This is a genomic window from Leisingera aquaemixtae (genome assembly GCF_019801145.1).
Lineage (GTDB): Bacteria > Pseudomonadota > Alphaproteobacteria > Rhodobacterales > Rhodobacteraceae > Leisingera > Leisingera aquaemixtae_A.
In genome coordinates, this window is the sequence record NZ_JAHVJQ010000001.1 from 484,165 (window position 1) to 505,449 (window position 21,285).

18 protein-coding genes and 1 tRNA gene are annotated in these 21,285 nt (G+C 63.8%); 8 read left to right on the forward strand and 11 right to left on the reverse strand.

Annotated elements, in window-relative coordinates; genetic code table 11:
• Window positions 1–15 precede the first annotated feature (15 nt).
• The 4 genes from KUW17_RS02365 to KUW17_RS02380 form a co-directional block, all read right to left on the reverse strand.
• Window positions 16–498 carry a hypothetical protein gene (locus tag KUW17_RS02365; protein WP_222475638.1) on the reverse strand — a complete coding sequence of 161 codons (483 nt, stop codon included), beginning with the start codon at window positions 496–498 and terminating at the stop codon, window positions 16–18.
• Window positions 499–641: 143 nt separating this feature from the next.
• Window positions 642–715: transfer RNA gene (locus tag KUW17_RS02370), tRNA-Gly, on the reverse strand.
• A 73-nt stretch (window positions 716–788) separates the two neighbouring features.
• Entirely contained in the window at window positions 789–2,837 is a 2,049-nt protein-coding gene (locus tag KUW17_RS02375; protein WP_222475639.1) for an ASKHA domain-containing protein, read from the reverse strand.
• Between the two features lie 146 nt (window positions 2,838–2,983).
• Window positions 2,984–4,150 carry a CaiB/BaiF CoA transferase family protein gene (locus KUW17_RS02380; protein WP_222475640.1) on the reverse strand — a complete coding sequence of 389 codons (1,167 nt, stop codon included), beginning with the start codon at window positions 4,148–4,150 and terminating at the stop codon, window positions 2,984–2,986.
• A gap of 186 nt (window positions 4,151–4,336) precedes the next feature.
• On the opposite strand from KUW17_RS02380, the gene guaB reads away from it, so the two are divergent.
• The 3 genes from guaB (at window position 4,337) to KUW17_RS02395 (ending at window position 9,403) form a co-directional block, all read left to right on the forward strand.
• The gene (gene guaB, locus KUW17_RS02385; protein WP_222475641.1) at window positions 4,337–5,785 is read left to right on the forward strand and encodes an IMP dehydrogenase; all 1,449 of its coding nucleotides are present in this window, start codon (window positions 4,337–4,339) and stop codon (window positions 5,783–5,785) included.
• A 36-nt stretch (window positions 5,786–5,821) separates the two neighbouring features.
• On the forward strand, window positions 5,822–6,994 hold the full coding sequence (locus KUW17_RS02390) for an RsmB/NOP family class I SAM-dependent RNA methyltransferase (protein ID WP_222475642.1): 1,173 nt from the start codon (window positions 5,822–5,824) through the stop codon (window positions 6,992–6,994).
• Window positions 6,995–7,087: 93 nt separating this feature from the next.
• Window positions 7,088–9,403: an ATP-binding protein gene (locus KUW17_RS02395; RefSeq protein WP_222475643.1), complete on the forward strand. Its 2,316-nt coding sequence runs from the start codon at window positions 7,088–7,090 to the stop codon at window positions 9,401–9,403.
• A 54-nt stretch (window positions 9,404–9,457) separates the two neighbouring features.
• Here KUW17_RS02395 and KUW17_RS02400 read toward each other — a convergent pair whose 3' ends face one another.
• A complete protein-coding gene (locus KUW17_RS02400; RefSeq protein ID WP_222475645.1) occupies window positions 9,458–10,057 on the reverse strand; it encodes a gamma-glutamyl kinase in 600 nt (199 codons plus the stop codon).
• 192 nt (window positions 10,058–10,249) lie between these two features.
• Here KUW17_RS02400 and recA point away from each other — a divergent pair, with 192 nt between their 5' ends.
• From recA to KUW17_RS02415, 3 genes are all read left to right on the forward strand, one after another.
• On the forward strand, window positions 10,250–11,317 hold the full coding sequence (recA, locus tag KUW17_RS02405) for a recombinase RecA (RefSeq protein WP_222475646.1): 1,068 nt from the start codon (window positions 10,250–10,252) through the stop codon (window positions 11,315–11,317).
• Between the two features lie 157 nt (window positions 11,318–11,474).
• The gene (alaS, locus tag KUW17_RS02410; protein ID WP_222475647.1) at window positions 11,475–14,126 is read left to right on the forward strand and encodes an alanine--tRNA ligase; all 2,652 of its coding nucleotides are present in this window, start codon (window positions 11,475–11,477) and stop codon (window positions 14,124–14,126) included.
• 77 nt (window positions 14,127–14,203) lie between these two features.
• Window positions 14,204–14,491, forward strand: a complete 288-nt coding sequence (locus KUW17_RS02415) for a DUF1330 domain-containing protein (protein WP_174147010.1) — start codon at window positions 14,204–14,206, stop codon at window positions 14,489–14,491.
• An 81-nt stretch (window positions 14,492–14,572) separates the two neighbouring features.
• On the opposite strand, the gene KUW17_RS02420 is transcribed toward KUW17_RS02415, so the two are convergent.
• The 3 genes from KUW17_RS02420 to KUW17_RS02430 form a co-directional block, all read right to left on the reverse strand.
• A complete protein-coding gene (locus KUW17_RS02420) occupies window positions 14,573–15,154 on the reverse strand; it encodes a VOC family protein (RefSeq protein ID WP_222475648.1) in 582 nt (193 codons plus the stop codon).
• 84 nt (window positions 15,155–15,238) lie between these two features.
• Window positions 15,239–17,059 carry a translational GTPase TypA gene (typA, locus tag KUW17_RS02425; RefSeq protein ID WP_222475649.1) on the reverse strand — a complete coding sequence of 607 codons (1,821 nt, stop codon included), beginning with the start codon at window positions 17,057–17,059 and terminating at the stop codon, window positions 15,239–15,241.
• A 93-nt stretch (window positions 17,060–17,152) separates the two neighbouring features.
• Entirely contained in the window at window positions 17,153–17,488 is a 336-nt protein-coding gene (locus KUW17_RS02430; RefSeq protein WP_039183194.1) for a DMT family transporter, read from the reverse strand.
• Window positions 17,489–17,740: 252 nt separating this feature from the next.
• On the opposite strand from KUW17_RS02430, the gene KUW17_RS02435 reads away from it, so the two are divergent.
• A complete protein-coding gene (locus KUW17_RS02435; protein WP_222476283.1) occupies window positions 17,741–18,523 on the forward strand; it encodes a class II glutamine amidotransferase in 783 nt (260 codons plus the stop codon).
• Window positions 18,524–18,556: 33 nt separating this feature from the next.
• On the opposite strand, the gene KUW17_RS02440 is transcribed toward KUW17_RS02435, so the two are convergent.
• The 3 genes from KUW17_RS02440 to KUW17_RS02450 are packed head-to-tail and all read right to left on the reverse strand — an operon-like array spanning window position 18,557 to window position 20,621.
• Entirely contained in the window at window positions 18,557–19,726 is a 1,170-nt protein-coding gene (locus tag KUW17_RS02440; RefSeq protein ID WP_222475650.1) for an HD domain-containing protein, read from the reverse strand.
• On the reverse strand, window positions 19,723–19,968 hold the full coding sequence (locus KUW17_RS02445; RefSeq protein WP_222475652.1) for a hypothetical protein: 246 nt from the start codon (window positions 19,966–19,968) through the stop codon (window positions 19,723–19,725). Before KUW17_RS02445 ends, KUW17_RS02440 begins: the two co-directional genes overlap by 4 nt.
• The gene (locus tag KUW17_RS02450) at window positions 19,968–20,621 is read right to left on the reverse strand and encodes an alpha/beta hydrolase (protein WP_222475654.1); all 654 of its coding nucleotides are present in this window, start codon (window positions 20,619–20,621) and stop codon (window positions 19,968–19,970) included. The genes KUW17_RS02445 and KUW17_RS02450 overlap by 1 nt, the downstream gene beginning before the upstream one ends.
• 186 nt (window positions 20,622–20,807) lie before the next feature.
• On the opposite strand from KUW17_RS02450, the gene KUW17_RS02455 reads away from it, so the two are divergent.
• Window positions 20,808–21,266, forward strand: coding sequence for an Rrf2 family transcriptional regulator (locus tag KUW17_RS02455; RefSeq protein WP_019296280.1), 459 nt, complete (start codon window positions 20,808–20,810; stop codon window positions 21,264–21,266).
• Window positions 21,267–21,285 lie beyond the last annotated feature (19 nt).

The following is a 21,285-nucleotide window of genomic DNA, read 5'->3' on the forward strand; positions in this document are numbered from 1 at the left end:
GCCCCGCGGCGCGCATCAGGGCAGTGTTACGCTGCTGGTGATGGTATTGACGAATTTTCCGGTTTCTGGATCGGTCAGGGAGGAGAAGGTTCCGCCCCCCTCGGCGCCCGACCAGGGGCCTGTTCCGCCGGACAGTTTCCAGCTGCCGGTCAGGGCGCCGGAGGCATCCATGCCTTCGGCGTGCCAGTGCAGCACCACCCTCTCTCCCGCTTTGTCGGTGAAGGCGCAGATACCGCCGCCGTTCACTCCGCCGGGCGCGGCCTCAACGGCGCCAAAACATGGCCCCGCGGCGCCGTTCATCGGGTGCTCCGCGTCTTCCATCTCAACATTCTCGTAGGAGCTGCTGGTTTGAATCACCATGTGGCCGTCGGCGATTTCCGTGGCTGAATTGCTTGCGACGCCGGTTCCGGTGCCGCCCTGTTCCCAGGTTGTGCCTGCAGTCGCGGTTCCGGCGCTGAAAGCGCATAGGATTGCGGCGGCAAAATAGTGACGTGTCATACTGGTACCCTCCCAAACTGGCAGCCCTTAAGATGCGGGCCTGCCGGGTCAGTCTACCACAAACAGGAAGCAGGCGCGCGGCCACAGCGTCGAGGCGGCGAGGCCATGAAAGTGCGCAGCAAGTGCTTGAAAATATGGGAGGTTGGAGCGGGTAGCGGGAATCGAACCCGCGCCTTAAGCTTGGGAAGCTCGCATGATACCATTTCACCATACCCGCTTGTGAGGGCAGGATTATGCCGCGGCGGCGCCAAGGTCAAGGGTGCCGCCGCGAAATTCTTGCCGTTCCCGGATCAGCCGCGGCGGCGGCGGCGGCGGCCGCCGCCAGCGCCTTCGCCGTCACCGCCGCCGGTGTTGAAGTTCACCTGCGGCAGGGTCACCACGGTTTCCAGGATCGGGAAGGGCTCGGCTGAGTTCGGGATCGCCGAGGCATTGACGAAATGCTCCTGGAAGCGGGGCTCCACGGCGGTTTCGATCTTCTCGATCCGGCGGACGGTTTCCTCGATCTCGCCGCGCGCCTCGGTGTTCAGGAGCGCAATGCGGGCGCCGGTGCCTGCGGCGTTGCCGGCAGAGGTAACTTTGTCCAGCACGCAGTCGGGGATCATGCCCAGCACCATCGCGTGTTTGGCCGAGATATGCGCGCCGAAGGCGCCGGCCAGCACCACGCGGTCGACCTTCTCCACGCCGAACTTGTCCATCAGCAGGCGCGCACCGGAATAGAGCGCGGCCTTGGCCATCTGGATGGCGCGGATGTCCGGATTGGTGACGGTGATGGTCGGGCCGCCCTCGGCGGATCCGTCCCACAGCATATAGGCGTTGGTGCGCCCGTCCGCGATGCAGCGCGCGGAGCCCGTCTGCTCGGCGGATCCGATCAGGCCCGAAGCGTCCAGCACACCTGCCAGGCGCATTTCGGCAATCGCCTCGATGATGCCGGAGCCGCAGATGCCGGTGATGCCGGTGGTGGCGATGGATTCGGAAAATCCGTCCTCGTTCGACCAGACGTCGGAACCGATCACCCGGAAGCGCGGTTCCTTGGTTTCCGGGTCGATCTCGACGCGTTCGATGGCGCCGGGCGCGGCGCGCTGGCCGCTGGAGATCTGGGCGCCCTCGAAGGCCGGGCCGGTGGGGGAGGAGCAGGCCAGCACCTTCTCTTTGTTGCCCAGCAGGATCTCGGCGTTGGTGCCAACGTCGACAACCAGCACCAGGTCTTCGGACTTGTCAGGGGCTTCCGACAACGCCACTGCGGCGGCATCGGCGCCGACGTGGCCGGCGATGCAGGGCAGCAGGTAGACGCGGGCAGCCGGGTGGATGTTCAGGTCCAGTTCCACCGCGCGCAGCGCCAGCGCGTTGGAGGTCGCCAGCGCAAACGGGGCCTGGCCCAGTTCAAAGGGATCGATGCCCAGGAAAAGGTGGTGCATCACCGGGTTGCAGACAAAGACCGCATCCACGATCAGCGCCTTGTCGATTTCCGCCTCAGCCGCGATCTGGGTGAACAGCGCGTTCATGCCTTCGCGCACCGCGCGGGTCATCTCCTGGTCGCCGCCCTTGTTCATCATCGAATAGGACACCCGGCTCATCAGGTCTTCGCCAAACCGGATCTGAGGGTTCATGATGCCGGAGGAGGCAACAACTTCGCCGGTTTGCAGATCGCAAAGATGCGCAGCAATGGTGGTGGAGCCGAGGTCGACCGCAAGGCCGTAGACCGAGCCTTCATAATAGCCGGGCCAGATGTGCATGATCTTGGGCGGGTGGTTCGCATCGCCCAAGTGCACGGCGGCGGTGATTTTCCAGCCGCCCTTGCGCAGCGCAGGCTGCAGCATATGCAGGATATGCAGGTCGGTCTTGACGCCCTTCAGGTTCCACTGCTGGTCCAGCGCTTCGATCAGCCGCTCCATGTCGCCGGTGGGCTTGTGCATGTCGGGCTCTTCCACCTCGATATAGAACAGCCGGGTGGAGGGGTTCATGGTGATGTCGCGGGCCTCGGCGCGCTTGCGCACCACCTGGCGGTGGACCTGGCTTTCCGGCGGCACGTCGATCACGATGTCGCCCTGCACGGTGGCCTGGCAGCCCAGGCGGCGGCCGTCGATCAGACCGCGCTTGTCCTTGTAGCGCTGCTCAACCTTGTTCCACTCGCTCAGCGCACCCTCGGCCACGGTCACGCCGTGTTTGGGGAATTCGCCGTAAGAGGGTGTGATCTGGCACTTGGAGCAGATGCCGCGGCCGCCGCAGACCGAGTCGAGGTCGACCCCGAGCTGCCGGGCGGCGGTCAGGATCGGCGTGCCCACGGGGAAACGCCCGCGCTTGCCGGAGGGGGTAAACACAACGAGGGGTTCGTCAGTCATGCCTGTGGCCTTCTCATTCCGCAATTTAGGCGGAGCATATGGGCTTTTGCGGCAAGCGAAAGGCAATGGGCGGCATTTTCCCGTCTGCCGGCGCCATTTTCTGAAATTTGATGACTTTGGAATGCTGTTTTTTGCCGCGCCTGCAGTCAGTGGCCGGCCTTCGCCTCAACTTCCTCAAGCCACGCCAGAATCTCCGCCCGGTTGCCGTCGAGCTGCGGGGCAGGGCGGCGGGTGTCCGGGTCAGGCAGGCCGCTCATCTTGATCGGGTTGCCGGCGGACAGGTTTTCCGGGCGGCCGTCCTTGTCCAGCACATCGACCACCATGTTGCGGGCCAGGATCTGCGGGTCGCGCAGCACCTGATCCACGGTCTGGATCGGGCCGGTGGGAACGCCGGCCTCGCTCAGCAAGGCGATCCAGTGGGCCTTGGGCTGATCCAGTGTCACAGCTTCGATCAGCCGCTTCAATAGACGCGCGTTTTCGCAGCGCGCAGGATTGGTGGCAAAGCGCGGGTCCGCGGCGAGCGGCAGCTGCAGGGCATCGCAGAGCCGGGCAAACAGCGCGTCGTTGCCGGCCGCGATCACGAACAGCCCGTCCGAAGCATGGAAGGTCTCAAACGGGGTGATCGACGGGTGCCGCGCGCCGGAGGGCTGCGGCGCTTCGCCGGTGACAGACGTGATGGCGATGGCGTGTTCGAGCAGGGCCAGCTGGCTGTCCAGCATGGCAACGTCGATGAAGCGCCCCTGGCCGGTTTTCTGCACCTCCAGAAGCGCGGTGAGAATGCCGTGGCCAAGGAACATGCCCGCAACGATGTCGCCGATGGAGGCGCCGACCCGCACCGGTTCGCGGTTCTTTTCGCCGGTGATCGACATGACGCCGCCGCGGGCCTGAACCACCATGTCATAGGCCGGTTTCAGGGCGTCGGGGCCGGTGTGGCCAAAGCCCGAGACCGCGCCGTAGATCAGCCGCGGGAACCGGGCGTGCAGGTCTTCCCAGCCGTAGCCAAGCCGCTGCATCACGCCGGGCCGGTAGTTTTCCAGGAGCACGTCTGCCTGGCCCAGAAGGCGTTCGAAGATTTCGCGGTCCTCCGGCGCCTTCAGATCCAGCGCAATGCTTTGCTTGCCGTGGTTGATGGTCGCAAAATAGGCGCTGCTGCCGTTCTTGAAGGGCGGGAAGGCGCGGGTGTCGTCGCCGGTCCCGGGCCGTTCCACCTTGATCACCCTGGCGCCGAGGTCTGACAGGATCATCGAGCAATAGGGGCCTGCCAGAACATGGGTCAGGTCCAGGATGGTGATGTTTTCCAAGGGGCCGGGCATGGCAAAATCCTGAATCATTTCTGCAGCTTTACTGATAGCCGCGGCAGCGCCGCGCGCATTGACCCAGATCAGCCGCCCGCCAAAGAATTGCTGCGCTGCAGGAATTCTTGCCCCGGGCCTCTTTCCACCCGCAAGGTTCTGTGCCATAGGGTCACCGCCAAACGGGGTTATGCATGAGGACGACCAATGCAGATTCGTGAGGCTCTCACCTTTGATGATGTTCTTCTGGTGCCAGGCGCGTCGAGCGTTCTGCCCAACACCGCGGATACGCGCACACGGGTGACCAAATCGATCGCCCTCAATATCCCGCTGCTGAGCTCGGCGATGGATACGGTGACCGAGTCGCGGATGGCGATCGCGATGGCGCAGGCCGGCGGCATGGGTGTGATCCACAAGAACCTGAATGTCGAAGAGCAGGCCCGCGAAGTGCGCCGGGTCAAGCGTTTCGTCTCCGGCATCGTGTACAACCCCATCACCCTGACCCCGGACCAGACCCTGGCGGACGCCCAGGCGCTGCAGGAACGCTACCGCGTCACCGGCTTCCCGGTGGTTGATGGCTCTGGCCGCGTTGTTGGCATCGTCACCAACCGCGACATGCGCTTTGCCACCGATGCCAGCACCCCGGTTTCGGTGATGATGACCTCGGACAATCTGGCGATGCTGCAGGAGCCTGCCGATCTGGAAGAGGCCAAGTCGCTGATGAAGGCGCGCCGGATCGAGAAGCTGCTGGTGTCCGACAAGAACGGCAAGCTGACCGGCCTGCTGACCCTCAAGGACACCGAACAGGCGGTTCTGAACCCCACCGCCTGTAAGGACGAGCTGGGGCGCCTGCGCGTTGCGGCTGCCAGCTCGGTGGGCGACAGCGGCTTTGAGCGCTCCGAAGCGCTGATCGATGCGGGTGTGGACATCGTGGTGGTGGACACTGCGCACGGCCATTCCGCAGGCGTGATCGACGCGGTGAAACGGGTCAAGGCGCTGTCCAGCAAAGTGCAGGTGATTGCCGGCAACGTGGCAACCGCCGAAGCCACGCTGGCGCTGATCGACGCCGGCGCGGATGCGGTCAAGGTTGGCATCGGCCCGGGCTCGATCTGCACCACCCGGATGGTGGCGGGCGTGGGCGTGCCGCAGCTGACCGCGATCATGGATTGTGCCGGCGCTGCAGGCGACATTCCGGTGATTGCCGATGGCGGCATCAAGTTCTCCGGCGATTTCGCCAAGGCGATCGCGGCAGGCGCGTCCTGCGCCATGGTCGGCTCGATGATTGCCGGCACCGACGAAAGCCCGGGCGAGGTGATCCTCTATCAGGGCCGCTCCTTCAAATCCTACCGCGGCATGGGCTCCATGGGCGCGATGGCGCGCGGCTCTGCCGACCGCTACTTCCAGAAAGATGCCGCCAGCGACAAGCTGGTGCCGGAAGGGATCGAGGGCCAGGTGCCCTACAAGGGCGGTGCCTCTGCGGTGATCCACCAGCTGGTGGGCGGCCTGCGCGCGGCGATGGGCTATACCGGCTGTGCGACCGTTGATGAGATGCGCAAGAACTGCAACTTTGTCCGCATCACCGGCGCCGGGTTGAAGGAAAGCCACGTCCACGACGTGCAGATCACCCGCGAAGCGCCGAACTACCGGGTGGGCTGAGACCATGATGGCCGCTTGTGACACCGGGGCAGGGGCATGACCCCCGCCGCCCGCCTGCAGGCGGCCATCGAAATCCTGGATCAGGTGCTGGCGGGGGAACCCGCGGAAAAGGCACTGACCTCCTGGGGGCGCCGCAGCCGCTTTGCCGGGTCCAAGGACCGCGCGGCAGTGCGCGACCATGTGTTCGACGCGGTGCGCTGCCTGCGCTCGCACGCCGCGCTTGGCGGCAGCCGCAGCGGCCGCGGCCTGATTCTGGGCGCGCTGCGCGAGGCGGGGCAGGACCCCGATGAGGTCTTTACAGGCCAAGGCCATGCGCCTGCACCGCTGATTGATGCTGAACGGGTGCCGCCGCCCGCGCCCTCAGGGCCGGAAGCGCTGGATATTCCCGATTGGCTTTGGCCGGAGTTCAGCGCCAGCCTGGGAGACCAGGCTGAGGCAGCGGCGCTGGCCCTGCGCAGCCGGGCGCCGGTGCATCTGCGGGTGAACACCGCGCGGGTAACTGTTGAAAAGGCACAGGAAGCACTGGCCGCCGAGGGCATTGCCGCCCGGCCGCATCCGGCTGCGTCCACCGCACTGGAGGTGACAGACGGCGCGCGGAAGCTGCGCAATGCGCGGGCCTATCAGGACGGTCTGGTGGAGCTTCAGGACGCGGCAAGCCAGGCGGTGACGGAGCGGCTGCCGCTGCAGGACGGCATGACGGTTCTGGATTATTGCGCAGGCGGCGGCGGCAAGACGCTTGCCATGGCGGCCCGGGCCAAGATCCAATGTTTTGCCCATGACGCCGATCCCAAGCGGATGAAGGACTTGCCGGAACGTGCGGCGCGGGCAGGGGCGGATGCCACACTGCTATCCACGCCGGATCTGGCCCGTAAGGGGCCGTTCGATCTGGTTCTGTGCGATGTGCCTTGTTCCGGGTCCGGCTCCTGGCGGCGCGCGCCGGAAGGTAAATGGCGCCTTACACCTGATGGGCTGGCCGATTTGCAACGGATTCAGGCGGAAATTCTGCGCAAGGCCGCGGCGCTGACCGCTGCTGATGGCGTGCTGGCCTATGCAACCTGCTCAATGCTCGATGGCGAGAACAGCGGGCAGGTTCAAAGGTTTATCAGCGAGAACCCGGACTGGACGCTGGCCGAGCAGAGGGGCTGGCAGGTGCAGGATGGCACCGATGGGTTCTTTGTTGCCGTGTTGACGCGCGCAAATACCCGTTGATAGGGTTTCCGCTGAAAGACCTTTGTTTCTTAACGTGGTTTTAACCTAAACCGCCGCGTTATGGCGGCAATCAGTACAGACCATGGAGCCGTAATGTCCGGTCGCCAAGACACTTCCGTCCCGGAACTGCGCGTTTATGCACCCGAACACACCAAGCTTGCGGCAACCCTGCTGCTGTCGTTGGCGCTGATGTCCGGCCCGTGGCTGCTGCCGCTGCCGGACTGGATGGGCCGCGGCTTCATACTGGTCGGGCTGACGCTGACCGCGGTTGCGGTGCTGATGGTGGTGCAGGCCCGGATGCGTCTGAATGCGCGCGCGATGGCCGCCGATCTGCTGACTGGTTTTATCGAAAAAGACGCGACGCCGAGCTTTGTCACCGATGATGACGGCATGATCCACGCCTGCAACGGCGCCGCTGTGAAGCGTTTCCAGGATGCCAGCCGCGACACCCTGGCAAGCACGCTGCGGTCCATTCTGGCCAATCCGTCGGCGGTGCTCTTCCGGCTGCAAAGCCGTGCCCGGGTGGACGGAGCAGCGCGTGAGGACATCGTAACCCGCCGCGGCCATGTGCGGCTGGCGGTGCATCAGATGAGCGGCGGCAGCTTCCTGTGGCGGGTGGAGGACATTCTGGACCGGGGCGGCAATGGCCGGGGCGCGGATGCGCTGCCGGTTCCGATGATCACCGTGGGCCGCACCGGTGCCGTCCTGTTCATGAACGAGGCCGCCCGCAGCCTGATCGGCGAGCGGGTAAAGTCCACCGACAGGCTGTTCCCGGCGCTGCCGGTGGTGCCCGGGCAGATCAACACGCTCAGCACCAAGAAGGGGCCGGTGCAGGTCCTGGTCAGCGAGAAGAACCGCACCCAGGGCCGCAGCGAGCTTTTCCTGATGGAGGTGGATGAGGCAGGCTTTGCGTCATCCCAGGCCGGGTTCGAAGCGCTGCCTGTGCCGTTCCTCAAGGTCGCCCCGACCGGGGAGATCCTGAGCAGCAACCGCATGGCCCTGCGTCTGCTCGGGGTCAAAAGCTGCGCCAGCCTGAAGCTCGGCCAGCTGATGGAGGGCCTTGGCCGCCCGATGTCGGACTGGTTGCGCGACACCGCGGACGGGCTGGCACCCAACAAATCCGAATTCCTGCGGCTGTCGAGGGCCGACAAGGAGGTCTTTGTCCAGGTTACCCTGACGCGCGTTGTCGAAGAAGGCACGCCGGTGCTGATCGCGGTGCTGAACGACGCGACAGAGCTGAAGACATTGGAAGCGCAGTTCGTGCAAAGCCAGAAGATGCAGGCAATCGGTCAGCTGGCAGGCGGCGTCGCGCATGACTTCAACAACCTGCTGACAGCGATTTCGGGCCATTGCGACCTGCTGCTCCTGCGCCATGACCAGGGCGATCAGGATTATGGCGATCTGATCCAGATCCATGAAAACGCCAACCGGGCGGCGTCCCTCGTGAGCCAGCTGCTGGCGTTTTCCCGCAAGCAGACACTGCAGCCGGAAACCCTGGATGTGCGGGACACGCTGTCGGACCTGACCCATCTGCTGAACCGCCTGGTTGGCGAAAAGGTCACCCTGACCCTCAGCCACGATCCGGTGATGAAGTCGATCCGCGCCGACAAGCGGCAGCTGGAGCAGGTGCTGATGAACCTGGTGGTGAACGCGCGCGATGCGATGCCGCAGGGCGGTGAGATCCGGGTCGAGACCGAGGTTATCTCGCTCGACAAGCCGTTGGAGCGGAACCGCGCGACGGTGCCTGCAGGCGACTGGGTGACCGTGAAGGTTTCGGATGAGGGTGTCGGCATTGCGCCGGACAAGCTGCAGAAGGTGTTCGAACCCTTTTACACCACCAAGCGCACAGGCGAGGGGACCGGCCTGGGCCTGTCCACCGCCTATGGCATCATCAAGCAGACCGGCGGCTATATCTTTGTTGATTCCGTGCAGGGGCATGGCACCCAGTTCACCCTGTTTTTCCCGGTTCACAAGCAGCAGGCGGATCAGCTTGCCGCTGAAAAGCCGGCAGAGGCCGTGGAAAAGGCGGTCGCCGCGCAGCATGGCGAAGGCGTCGTGCTGCTGGTTGAGGACGAGGCGCCGGTGCGCGCCTTTGCCTCCCGCGCGCTCAGGATGCGCGGCTATACCGTGCTGGAGGCCGAATCCGCCGAAGATGCGCTGCGCACGCTGGAGGATCCGGGGCTGACGGTGGACGTCTTCGTGACCGACGTGGTGATGCCGGGCATGGACGGGCCCAGCTGGGTGCGTGAAGCGCTGAAGGAGCGCCCGGACACCCGCGTGGTCTTTGTCTCCGGATATGCCGAAGGCGCCTTTGGAGAGGCTGACCCGGATGTGCCGAACTCGGTGTTCCTGCCGAAACCGTTCTCGCTCAACCAGTTGACCGAGACGGTGCATGCGCAGTTGCACTAGCGCCTGCTGAGGACGTTGAAAAAGAAAGCCGCCGGGCCCGGCGGCTTTTGTGGTTCAGCGGATAGGGATCGAGTTGTAGAGCTCGAATTCTGCCGCGCGCTTGCGCCGGACATGGGCCTCCGCCCCGGGGCTCAGCGACAGATCCGCCTGGGGGCTGACGTTCTTGAGTTCCAGGCGGATCTCTGTCTCGAGGCGCCGTTCCAGGAATTGCTTCAGCGCCTGCTGATCCTCATAGCGGAACAGATGGCTCACCTTGCAGCCATTGGGCTGCGCTTCCAGGAATTTTGCCTGGCTGCCGACATTGGCGAAGGCGGGCGGTTTGCCCTTGCAATAGGCGTGCAGGAAATCGTCGAAGCTGACGTCCTTGGTGGAGTTGGGCTTGCCGTCCAGTGCGGGACGCTGACGGTACCGGTACCAGCTGCCCAGCCAGCTGATGGGTTCGCGCATCACGGCTGCGACCTCCAATTCCGCGCCGCAAACCTTTTCAAACATCGGCCGGATCCAGCGGTTGTAGCGGTAGAGCGGCGCGTGCTTCAGTTCCGGCGGGTCGGAAATCACCAGATCGGCGTGGTTGCGCAAGGCTGCCTGAAACGCGGTGGTGCCGGTTTTGGGAACGGAGAGAAGCGCCAGCCGTTCCTTGAAAAATATCATCATTCCGTTAACTGCCCGGTAAAAAATCTTGCTGCCGATTTACCATAAACCAATCTTTAACACCCAGGTCCCGAAGTGGGTACACCAGAATTTTGTTGCAATGTTCTCTTTTTGATCTCATAAGGAACAAGAGGTGAACAAAGCAGTGATTGCCGCGCGCCCCGGTGTGTGACACATAGAAAAGGACAAGGGACTATGGCGGATCTTTTGACCATGAAAAATAAAGTAAGCGGTGACAAGCAAAAGGCGCTGGACAGCGCGCTTGCCCAGATTGAGCGGCAGTTCGGCAAGGGCTCGATCATGAAGCTCGGCGATGGCAATGCCATGCAGGAGATCGAGGCGAGCTCGACCGGCTCTCTTGGCCTGGACATCGCGCTGGGGATCGGCGGCCTGCCGATGGGCCGGATCATCGAAATCTACGGCCCGGAAAGCTCGGGCAAGACCACGCTGACCCTGCACTGCATTGCAGAACAGCAGAAAAAGGGCGGCGTCTGCGCCTTTGTCGACGCGGAACATGCGCTGGACCCGCAGTATGCGGCCAAGCTGGGCGTCGACCTGGATGAGCTGCTGATCTCGCAGCCCGACACCGGCGAACAGGCGCTGGAAATCACCGACACGCTGGTGCGCTCCGGCGCGGTCAACATGGTGATCGTCGACTCGGTGGCGGCACTGACCCCGAAGTCGGAGCTTGAGGGCGACATGGGCGACAGCAACGTCGGCGTGCAGGCCCGCCTGATGAGCCAGGCAATGCGCAAGCTGACCGGCTCGATCAGCCGCTCCAAATGCATGGTGATCTTCATCAACCAGATCCGCATGAAGATCGGCGTGATGTTCGGCTCCCCCGAAACCACCACCGGCGGCAACGCGCTGAAATTCTACTCCTCTGTCCGGCTGGACATCCGCCGCATCGGCTCGATCAAGGACCGGGACGAGGTGGTCGGCAACGCAACCCGCGTCAAGGTGGTGAAGAACAAGGTGGCGCCGCCGTTCAAGCAGGTGGAATTCGACATCATGTACGGCGAAGGCATCTCCAAGATGGGCGAACTGCTGGACCTGGGCGTGGCGGCCGGTGTCGTCAACAAGTCCGGCGCCTGGTTCTCCTACGGGGATGAGCGGATCGGGCAGGGGCGGGAGAACGCCAAGACCTTCCTGAAGGAAAACCCGGCCATCGCCTTTGACATCGAGGACAAGATCCGCGCGTCGCACGGGCTCGAGTTCGAGCGCCCGGATCTGGACGATGCGGATGACATCCTTGAGGCGTAAGCGCTGGAAAATCTGATCAAAACCTGATTATGCGGGGGCGCAGCGCTGGCTGCGCCCTTTTTCGTGGGGCCGCGCCGCTTCCCGCTGTGGACAGCGCGCAGGCAGGGGGGTAAACCTGCCCGGAACGCTTGTTTTAAGCCCGCAAGAGATCCCGCACATGCCGACGCTCAACGATATCCGCTCAACCTTTCTGAACTACTTTGCCAAACAGGGGCATGAAGTCGTCGATTCCAGCCCGCTGGTGCCGCGCAACGACCCGACCCTGATGTTCACCAACTCCGGGATGGTTCAGTTCAAGAACTGCTTCACCGGGGTGGAAACCCGCGACTACAAGCGCGCGACCACCTCGCAGAAATGCGTCCGCGCCGGCGGCAAGCACAACGACCTCGACAACGTCGGTTACACCGCGCGCCACCACACTTTCTTCGAGATGCTCGGCAACTTCTCCTTTGGCGACTACTTCAAGGAAGAGGCGATCCCCTTTGCCTGGGAGCTGATCACCAAGGAATTCGACATTCCGAAGGACCGGCTGTACACCACGGTCTATCACACCGATGACGAAGCCTTTGACATCTGGAAGAAGATGGGCGTGCCGGAGGAGCGGATCATCCGTATCGCGACCTCCGACAACTTCTGGCAGATGGGCGACACCGGCCCCTGCGGCCCCTGCACCGAGATCTTCTATGACCACGGCGACCACATCTGGGGCGGCCCTCCGGGCTCGCCGGAAGAAGACGGTGACCGGTTCATCGAAATCTGGAACCTCGTTTTCATGCAGAACGAGAAGTTCGCGGACGGCACCATGGTTGACTTGGACATGCAGTCCATCGACACCGGCATGGGGCTGGAGCGGATTGCGGCGCTGCTGCAGGGCACCCACGACAACTATGAAACCGACCTATTCAAGTCGCTGATCGAAGCCTCGGCGAATGCCACGAACACCGATCCGTTCGGCGACCAGAACGTGCATCACCGGGTGATCGCCGATCACCTGCGCTCCTGCTCCTTCCTGATCGCAGAAGGCGTTCTGCCTTCGAACGAAGGCCGCGGCTACGTGCTGCGCCGGATCATGCGCCGCGCGATGCGCCACGCCTCCCTGCTGGGTGCCACCGATCCGGTGATGCACAAGCTGGTGCCGTCGCTGGTCCAGAAAATGGGCGCGGCTTATCCGGAGCTCGGCCAGGGCCAGGCATTGATCGAAGAAACCTTTGAACAGGAAGAAACCCGCTTCCTCAAGACCCTGGACCGCGGCCTGAAGCTGCTGGACGAAGCCTCTTCCGATTTGGGCAAGGGCGACGTGCTGCCGGGTGAAACCGCGTTCAAGCTGTATGACACCTACGGCTTCCCGCTCGACCTGACCCAGGACGCCCTGCGCGCCAAGGAGATCGAGGTCGACACCGACGGTTTCGACGCTGCGATGAAGGAGCAGAAAGAGAAATCCCGCGCGGGCGGTATTGGCCTGGGCGAAGCGGCGGATGTGAAAGTCTACTTCGACATCGTGGACGCTGCCGGCACCACTGATTTCCTGGGCTATGAGACCGAAAAGGCCGAGGGGCAGATCGTGGCCATCGTCAAGGACGGTGCACAGCTGCAGTCCGCGGCCAAGGGCGACACGGTGCAGGTCATCCTGAACCAGACGCCGTTCTACGGCGAAAGCGGCGGCCAGGTTGGCGACACCGGTGTGCTGACTGTTGAGGGCGGCGCGGCCCGCATCACCGATACCAAGAAGGTGGAGGGCCTGTTCCTGCACATCGCCGAAGTGACCGAGGGCGAGATTGCCGTTGGCAAGGGCGCTGCGATGGAAGTGGATCACGCACGCCGCAGCAAGATCCGCGCCAACCACTCGGCCACCCACCTGCTGCACGAGGCGCTGCGCAACGCGCTGGGGGAACATGTGGCGCAGAAGGGCTCGCTCAATGCTGCGGACCGCCTGCGTTTCGACTTCAGCCACAACAAGGCGATGAGTGCGGATGAACTGGCCAGCGTCGGCGCCGAAGTGAATGATTTCATCCGCCAGAACACGCCGGTCTCCACCCGGATCATGACCCCCGATGACGCGCGCGAACTGGGTGCCCAGGCGCTGTTCGGCGAGAAATACGGCGAAGAGGTTCGGGTTGTCTCCATGGGCCGTGCGCCGACCGGCAAGGGCCACGATGGTGACACCTACTCGATCGAGCTGTGCGGCGGCACCCATGTGAAGCAGACCGGCGACATCGGCACCTTCGTCATCCTGGGCGACAGCGCGTCCTCTGCCGGCGTGCGCCGGATCGAGGCGCTGACCGGTGCGGCGGCGGTTGAGCATCTGGAGCGTGAAGCAGGCCGCATGGCTGAGGTCGCAGCGGCTTTGAAAGCGAAGCCTGCGGATGTCCTGGAGCGTCTCAAGGCGATGATGGACGAGCGCAAGGCGCTGCAGAACGAGATTTCCAACCTCAAGCAGCAGGTCGCCATGGGCGGCGGTTCCGGCGGCGGAGCCGAGGCTAAGGACGTCAATGGCAAGAAGTTCCTAGCCCAGGCGCTGCAGGGCGTGTCCGGCAAGGACCTGCGCGGGCTGATCGACAAGCACAAGCAGAACATAGGCTCCGGTGTGATCCTGCTGATCGCCGAGGAAGACGGCAAGGTGGCCGTGGCGGCCGGTGTCACCGACGATCTGACCGGCGACATCTCAGCTGTCGATGTGCTGAAGGCCGCGGTTCCGGCCGTGGGCGGCAAGGGCGGCGGCGGCCGTCCGGACATGGCCCAGGGCGGCGGCAAGGACTTCACCGGCGCCGAGGAGGCCATCAAGGCCGCGGAGGCACTGCTGGCTGGCTGACTATTTGGTCAAAAACACTTGGTCTTTCCGGCAATCTGCCTAAGCTGCTGGAAAGATCATGAAACTGGGAGGCTCCGATGCCCGCACTTTGGATTGCACATGTGACCGTTACTGACGCCGACGCCTATGGCAAATATGCCGAACTGGCAGGCCCGGCCATTGCCAAGCATGGCGGGGAGTTCATTGCCCGCGGCGGCCGGTTCGTGCAGCTGGAAGGCAAGGAGCGGCCGCGCAATGTTGTGGCCAGGTTCCCGAGCGTTGAAGCGGCGGTGGATTGCTATCACAGCCCGGAATACCAGGAAGCGCTGGACCACGCGCGCGGCGCTTCCGAGCGCGAGCTGATGGTGGTCGAGACCAGCGAGTAGGGGCCTGCGCGCCGGGCAAGCGGTCCGCCGTTTGAGTATTTGACGGAAAGATGAAAGGGGCGCGGCGCTGCTGCGCCCTTTTCAGTAGGGGTCTTTGGCGGAACGGTCTTCCGACAGGCTGGACTGGCGGCGTGCCACCAGGGCTTCGATGGCGTCGGCCAGGTGTTCCTCCTGAATGTTGTAGTCGCCGCGGTCGACGCGGATCCTGTGCGCCTCGATCATGACGTCGGCATGGCTGCAAAAAGCGGGCGGTTCGAACCGGTAGCAGGCAAGCTCGATCAGAAGGCCCATCGGATCCTTGAAATAGATCGAATCCATGAAGCCGCGGTCCTTGGGGCCGGAATGGCTGATGCCGCGTTCGTCCAGGCGCGTCACCGCCTGTGAAAATGCCGCCTTGCTGACATTGAACGCAAGGTGGTGCACGCAGCCGGGCTCTGTGGGGGTGCGGCCGGGGTCTGCCGTGCGGGTTTCATCTGTAAAGACTGTGATCAGGCGCCCGTCGCCGGGGTCGAAATACAGGTGGCCTTCGTCCGGGTTGTCGAGATTGGGCTGGTCGAAGATGAAGGGCATGCCCAGCACCCCCTCCCAAAAGTCAATCGACGTCTGCCTGCCGGCGCCAGTCAGCGTGATGTGGTGCACGCCCTGAACTTGAAGTTTCCGCATTTGAGCCCTCCGCGTTTCGGGCAGGCTAACACGCGGCGGCGGAAACGGAAAAGGCCGCCAAAGCGGCGGCCTTTGGGATCTGGATCAGCTTGCGGCCTTGGACATCCGCTTGCGCTCATGCGGGTCCAGGTAGCGCTTGCGCAGGCGCACGTTGTTCGGCGTCACTTCAACCAGCTCGTCGTCGTTGATATAGGCAATCGCCTCTTCCAGCGACAGCGACATCGGGGTGGTCAGCCGCACCGCGTCATCTGTGCCGGAGGCGCGCACGTTGGTGAGCTTCTTGCCCTTCAGCGGGTTCACTTCCAGGTCGTTGTCGCGCGAATGCTCGCCGATGATCATGCCGGTGTAGACGTCGGCCTGGGCGCCGATCATCATCTTGCCGCGCTCTTCGAGGTTCCACAGCGCGTAAGCAACCGACTGGCCGTTCTCCATCGAGATCAGCACGCCGGCGCGGCGGCCCGGGATTGCGCCCTTGTGCGGCGCCCAGCCGTGGAACACGCGGTTCAGCACGCCGGTGCCGCGTGTGTCGGTCAGGAACTCGCCGTGATAGCCGATCAGCCCGCGAGAGGGGACGTGGGCAATGATGCGGGTCTTGCCTGCGCCTGCGGGCTTCATCTCGACCAGCTCACCCTTGCGGGCGCCGGTCAGCTTCTCGATCACCGCGCCGGAGTATTCGTCATCGACGTCGATGGTGGCTTCTTCGATCGGCTCCATGCGGACGCCGTCGACTTCCTTCATGATCACCTGCGGGCGGGAGATCGACAGCTCGAAGCCTTCGCGGCGCATGTTCTCGATCAGAACGCCCATCTGCAGTTCGCCGCGGCCGGAAACCTCGAACGCTTCGCCGCCGGGGGTGTCCTGGATCTTGATGGCGACGTTGCTTTCGGCCTCTTTCATCAGGCGGTCGCGGATGACGCGGGATTGCACCTTCTTGCCGTCGCGCCCCGCGAGAGGGCTGTCGTTGATGCCGAAGGTCACGGTGATGGTCGGCGGGTCGATCGGCTGCGCGTCCAGCGGCTCATCCACGGCCAGCGCGCAGATGGTGTCGGCCACGGTTGCCTTGGACATGCCGGCGATGGAGACGATGTCGCCTGCCTGGGCTTCTTCGATGTCCTGCTGGGCCAGGCCGCGGAACGCCTGGATCTTGGTGACGCGGAACTGCTCGATTTTCTGGCCGATGCGGGAGATCGCCTGCACGGTGGCGCCAACCTTGAGCTTGCCGGATTCGACGCGCCCGGTCAGGATGCGGCCGACAAACGGGTCGCTGCCCAGCGTGGTTGCCAGCATCCGGAAATCGTCGTCCTGCTGCTTGATCTGCTTGGGTTCCGGAACGTGGTTCACGATCAGGTTGAACAGCGCGTGCAGATCCTTGCGCGGGCCGTCCAGATCGGCATCGGCCCAGCCGGAGCGGCCGGAAGCGTAAAGATGCGGGAAGTCCAGCTGGTCCTCAGTGGCGTCGAGCGAGGCAAAGAGGTCAAAGCATTCGTCCAGCGCGCGGTCGGGTTCGGCGTCCGGCTTGTCGACCTTGTTCAGAACCACGATCGGGCGCAGGCCCAGGGCCAGCGCCTTGGAGGTCACGAACTTGGTCTGCGGCATCGGGCCTTCGGCCGCGTCCACCAGCAGCACCACGCCGTCGACCATCGACAGGATCCGCTCCACCTCGCCGCCGAAATCGGCGTGGCCGGGGGTGTCGACGATGTTGATGCGGGTGCCGTGCCATTCCACCGAGGTCGGTTTGGCAAAAATAGTGATGCCGCGCTCGCGCTCCAGATCGTTGCTGTCCATGGCGCGTTCCGCCACAGCCTGGTTTTCGCGGAAGGCGCCGGACTGTTTCAGCAGCTCGTCAACCAGGGTGGTCTTGCCGTGGTCAACGTGAGCAATGATCGCAATGTTGCGCATATCCATGACGTTCGCCTTTGTAAGGAAGTTGGGCCGCGCATAGCCCGAACCCCGAACAAAGGCCAGAGAAAAACCGCTGGAGAGCCCTGCAAATACGGATCAGTGGCCCGAAGACTTGGAGAACAGGTGAATGATGACAATGCCAGACATGATTAAAACCATGCCGATGACGGCAGGCAGGTCCAGCTTTTGACCAAAGACGATAAAGGCGATCACAGCGATCAGCAGAATGCCGAGGCCGGACCAGATGGCGTAGACAATGCCCACCGGCATGAATTTGAGCGTGAGCCCCATCATGTAGAAGGAGAAGGCATAGGCGACCAGCACAATCAGCGACGGCCCAAGCCGGGAAAACTGCTGGCTGGCCTGCAAGGCCGTGGTGCCGATGGTTTCCGCTGCCACCGCAATGATCAGGTAGACGTAATGTACCGGCATCGCTGCCTCCGTTCGCACGTTTTGTCCGGCCTCGCGGGCCTTTGCCTGCTTCCCCGGTACCGCATCCGGTGCGGCGGCGGAAGTCCTGATGCGTCACCGCCTGCCGCATTTCGCCTGGATGCGGGAATGAACAGGCCACTTTGCGCGGATACGCTGGACTGAAGGTGCAGGAATTCTTAGGAACCTGTCCCGATAATCTGGGTCTGGCGGAAACGCTGATCTGATTCCCGAATGCTGGATGGGGACTGCCACATGTGCCGCTGGGCTGCCTACACGGGTGCCGACGTCTTCCTGGAAGACATCATATCAACTCCGGCGCATTCGCTGATTGCGCAAAGCCAGAAGGCAGTGGAATGCAAGACCGCCACTAATGGCGACGGGTTCGGCATTGCCTGGTACGGCCAGCGGCCTGAGCCGGGGCTTTACCGCGATGTTTATCCGGCCTGGTCGGACTGCAACCTGCGGGCGCTGGTGCATCAGGTGCAATCCCGGCTGTTCCTGGCCCATGTGCGGGCCTCCACCGGTTCCGCCACCAGCCGCAACAACTGCCACCCCTTTACCGCCGGCAAGTGGAGCTTCATGCACAACGGCCAGGTCGGCGGGTTCGAGAAGTTCCGCCGCCACGCGGACATGTGCATCCCGGACGAGCTGTATGAGCACCGCAGAGGTGCCACCGACAGCGAGGTGCTGTTTCTGCTGGCGCTGCGGGAGGATCTGGACGCGGACCCCAAAGGGGCGCTGGAACGTGCGGTGACGCGGATGGAGGGCTTGTCGCGATCGCGGGGAACCACGCCGCACATGCGGCTGTCGGTGGCGATGTCGGATGGCAGGACGCTCTATGCGGCGCGCTATTCTTCAGACAGCATTGCGCCGTCCGTCTACTACCGCTGGAGCCGGAGCATGAAGGGCTGGGCGGTGGTATCAGAGCCGCTTGAGGACACTGGAGAAGCATGGTGCGAGCTGAAACCCGGCGAGTTTCTGATGCTGACGCCCGAAGGCGCGGAAACCCAGCCGTTTCAACCGTTTCTGGAGTGATATGCAACCCCGCCGGCGGGGCTGCACTGGCCTTTACAGGCGCCCGGCCTCGCGGAACCAGGTTTCGACCTGCGCCCGGACATAGGTCCATACCTCTGGCGCGCCGCGGCTGACCTTGCCGCCGACGCGGGCGTCGAGCTGCGGCAGGCTCACGTCATAATCGACCCAGCTGCCGCCGCCGTTCAGCAGGTTCAACAGCACCGGCTGCACACGGTCGATGGACTTGGCAAATACGGCGTCCGGGCTTTCCGCGGCCTCGAACTCTTCCCAGATTGTCCGCATGGGCGTGCCGTGATCCGAAGGCAGCAAGCCGAAAAGGCGGTCGGCGGCAGCAAGTTCCTCGGCAGCCAGGGCGGCAAGGGCTGCGGGGTCAACCACCCCGTGGATCGGTGCATCGCCAGCGTCGATCTCCACCAGGTCATGCAGCAGCAGCATTTGCAGAACGCGGTCGACCTCGACTGTCCCGGCGCTGTGTTCTGACAGCACCCAGGCATAAAGCATGATATGCCAGCTGTGCTCGGCCGAGTTTTCATGCCGCGAGCCGTCGCCGAGCTTGGAGGCGCGGGTGACCAGCTTCAGCTTGTCGGCCTCATTGAGGAAGGGCAGGCGGGCGGTCAGGCGGCTGCAGTCATAGCCGGTGTCCTCGCCCAGCAGCGACAGCGCGTGGTGGAAGGCTTCCGGCAGGTGCTGTTCCAGCGCAGCTGCACGGCCGCCGAACAGGTTCTGCCGGACCACATCGATATGCCAGTCCAGCGGCCGGGCCCCATATAGCGTCTGAAAGATCGGCTGGCAGTGGTCCACCCGCTTGGCAAACTGCGCTTCGGGGCTCTCGGCGGCTTCGAACTCGTGCCACAAGGACAGGAACTCGGTGCCTTGATCCGCTGGCAGCAGCCCGAACAGCCGCTGGGCAGCAGCCTGTTCCGCCTGTGCCACCGCGTCCCAGTCGACTTCACCGGTAATTGGATGGTCGCCTGCGTCGATCTCGACCAGATCGTGCAGCAGCAGCATCCGGATGGCGCGGAACACATCCACGCCAGGCGCGGCGAAGGGGGCCAGAACCAGCGCATAAAGCGCCAGGTGCCAGCTGTGCTCGGCCGAATTTTCGCAGCGGCTGCAATCGAGGATCAGGTTCTGGCGTTCAACCCGGCGGAGTTTGTCGGCTTCCAGCAGAAAGGCGAACTGCGCCTCCAGACGGGCGCTCACGCCTCACCTTTGGCGCCGAGCTGCGCCTGCAGTTCGGCCACTTTCTTGTTGAGAAACTCGCGCGCCTTGCGTTCGGCCAGGCGCACGCGGATTTCTGTCAGAAACGCCTCTTCAAGCGACTGGGAGGCCGCGCCAAGCACCTGGCCGACCTCCACATAGAACCGCTCTTCACCGCAGGCGTCCTGCACCTTGAGAGTATCGACCGCCAGTTTTTGGGCCAGCGTTTCGATGGTCCCGCTCATCAGCGGGTGTTCTCCGTCAGGCGGCGTTTCACATAATCGGTCACGGTGCTGATCATCGTGTCCATATGCGGTTCCTGGAAGAAGTGGTCAGCCCCCTCCACCTCGGTGTGGGTGATGGTGATGCCCTTCTGCTCATGCAGCTTGCTGACCAGGCTGGCGGTGTCCGCGGGCGGCGCTACGCGGTCGGCGGTGCCGTTGATGATCAAGCCCGAGGACGGGCAGGGCGCCAGGAAGGAGAAATCATACATGTTGGCCGGCGGCGCAACCGAGATGAAACCGGTGATCTCCGGGCGGCGCATCAAGAGCTGCATGCCGATCCAGGCGCCGAAGGAGAAGCCCGCAACCCAGCAATGCTTGGAGTTGGAGTTCATCGACTGCAGGTAATCCAGCGCCGAGGCGGCATCGGACAGCTCGCCGACGCCCTGGTCGTATTCGCCCTGGCTGCGGCCGACGCCGCGGAAATTGAACCGCAGAACCGTGAAGCCCATGTTGTAGAACGCGTAGTGGAGGTTGTAGACCACCTTGTTGTTCATGGTGCCGCCGAACTGCGGATGCGGGTGCAGCACGATGGCGATCGGGGCGTCTTTTTCTTTTTGCGGGTGATAGCGGCCTTCGAGGCGGCCTTCGGGTCCAGGAAAGATGACCTCGGGCATGGGCGGTTAAAATCCTACTCTCGTTGTCGGGTCTGCCGGCAGAATACTTGACGGGTTCGGTCAGGCATCTTAGAACAGTTCTAATCACGGGCTCTGGCCTCGCCATACACCGTCAGGCTGAGATACGCACAGTCGGAGGGAAGGTCAATGTTTTCGCACTCGCGCCCTGGTTTCGAGGGATAAATTATGAAGCTTTCCACCAAAGGGCGCTATGCGATGGTTGCGCTGGCGGATATCGCGCTGCAGCCGCAGGGCGATCTGGTGCCGCTGGGCGACATTTCCAAGCGCCAGGATATCTCGCTGCCCTATCTGGAGCAGCTGTTTGTCAAGCTGCGCCGCGCGGGGCTGGTCGAGTCGGTGCGTGGGCCTGGCGGCGGCTACCGCCTTGCCATGCCTCCGTCCGAGGTGCGGGTGGTGGATGTGCTGTCGGCGGTCGACGAAACTGTCGATGCCATGCACAAGGGGGCAGGGGCTTCCGGCGCCTTGTCCGGCAGCCGCGCGCAATCGCTGACCAACCGCCTGTGGGAAGGTCTGAGCGCGCATGTATATGTGTTTCTGCACCAGACCCGCCTGTCGGATGTGATCAAGAACGATCTGGCCCCATGCCCGGCTGTGCCCAGCCTGTTTGCGGTGGTGGATGACTGAGAGTGCACCCGGATTTTTC

What these genes read in the sequence shown, in the direction of transcription:
- recA (WP_222475646.1), top strand. Translation starts at nt 10,250, where the DNA reads ATGGCGGATCTTTTGACCATGAAAAATAAAGTAAGCGGTGACAAGCAA.
- KUW17_RS02445 (WP_222475652.1), bottom strand. Translation starts at nt 19,968, where the DNA reads ATGAGCGGGACCATCGAAACGCTGGCCCAAAAACTGGCGGTCGATACT.
- KUW17_RS02395 (WP_222475643.1), top strand. Translation starts at nt 7,088, where the DNA reads ATGTCCGGTCGCCAAGACACTTCCGTCCCGGAACTGCGCGTTTATGCA.
- KUW17_RS02400 (WP_222475645.1), bottom strand. Translation starts at nt 10,057, where the DNA reads ATGATGATATTTTTCAAGGAACGGCTGGCGCTTCTCTCCGTTCCCAAA.
- alaS (WP_222475647.1), top strand. Translation starts at nt 11,475, where the DNA reads ATGCCGACGCTCAACGATATCCGCTCAACCTTTCTGAACTACTTTGCC.
- KUW17_RS02365 (WP_222475638.1), bottom strand. Translation starts at nt 498, where the DNA reads ATGACACGTCACTATTTTGCCGCCGCAATCCTATGCGCTTTCAGCGCC.
- KUW17_RS02450 (WP_222475654.1), bottom strand. Translation starts at nt 20,621, where the DNA reads ATGCCCGAGGTCATCTTTCCTGGACCCGAAGGCCGCCTCGAAGGCCGC.
- KUW17_RS02375 (WP_222475639.1), bottom strand. Translation starts at nt 2,837, where the DNA reads ATGACTGACGAACCCCTCGTTGTGTTTACCCCCTCCGGCAAGCGCGGG.
- KUW17_RS02455 (WP_019296280.1), top strand. Translation starts at nt 20,808, where the DNA reads ATGAAGCTTTCCACCAAAGGGCGCTATGCGATGGTTGCGCTGGCGGAT.
- KUW17_RS02380 (WP_222475640.1), bottom strand. Translation starts at nt 4,150, where the DNA reads ATGCCCGGCCCCTTGGAAAACATCACCATCCTGGACCTGACCCATGTT.
- KUW17_RS02420 (WP_222475648.1), bottom strand. Translation starts at nt 15,154, where the DNA reads ATGCGGAAACTTCAAGTTCAGGGCGTGCACCACATCACGCTGACTGGC.
- KUW17_RS02390 (WP_222475642.1), top strand. Translation starts at nt 5,822, where the DNA reads ATGACCCCCGCCGCCCGCCTGCAGGCGGCCATCGAAATCCTGGATCAG.
- KUW17_RS02435 (WP_222476283.1), top strand. Translation starts at nt 17,741, where the DNA reads ATGTGCCGCTGGGCTGCCTACACGGGTGCCGACGTCTTCCTGGAAGAC.
- guaB (WP_222475641.1), top strand. Translation starts at nt 4,337, where the DNA reads ATGCAGATTCGTGAGGCTCTCACCTTTGATGATGTTCTTCTGGTGCCA.
- KUW17_RS02415 (WP_174147010.1), top strand. Translation starts at nt 14,204, where the DNA reads ATGCCCGCACTTTGGATTGCACATGTGACCGTTACTGACGCCGACGCC.
- typA (WP_222475649.1), bottom strand. Translation starts at nt 17,059, where the DNA reads ATGGATATGCGCAACATTGCGATCATTGCTCACGTTGACCACGGCAAG.
- KUW17_RS02430 (WP_039183194.1), bottom strand. Translation starts at nt 17,488, where the DNA reads ATGCCGGTACATTACGTCTACCTGATCATTGCGGTGGCAGCGGAAACC.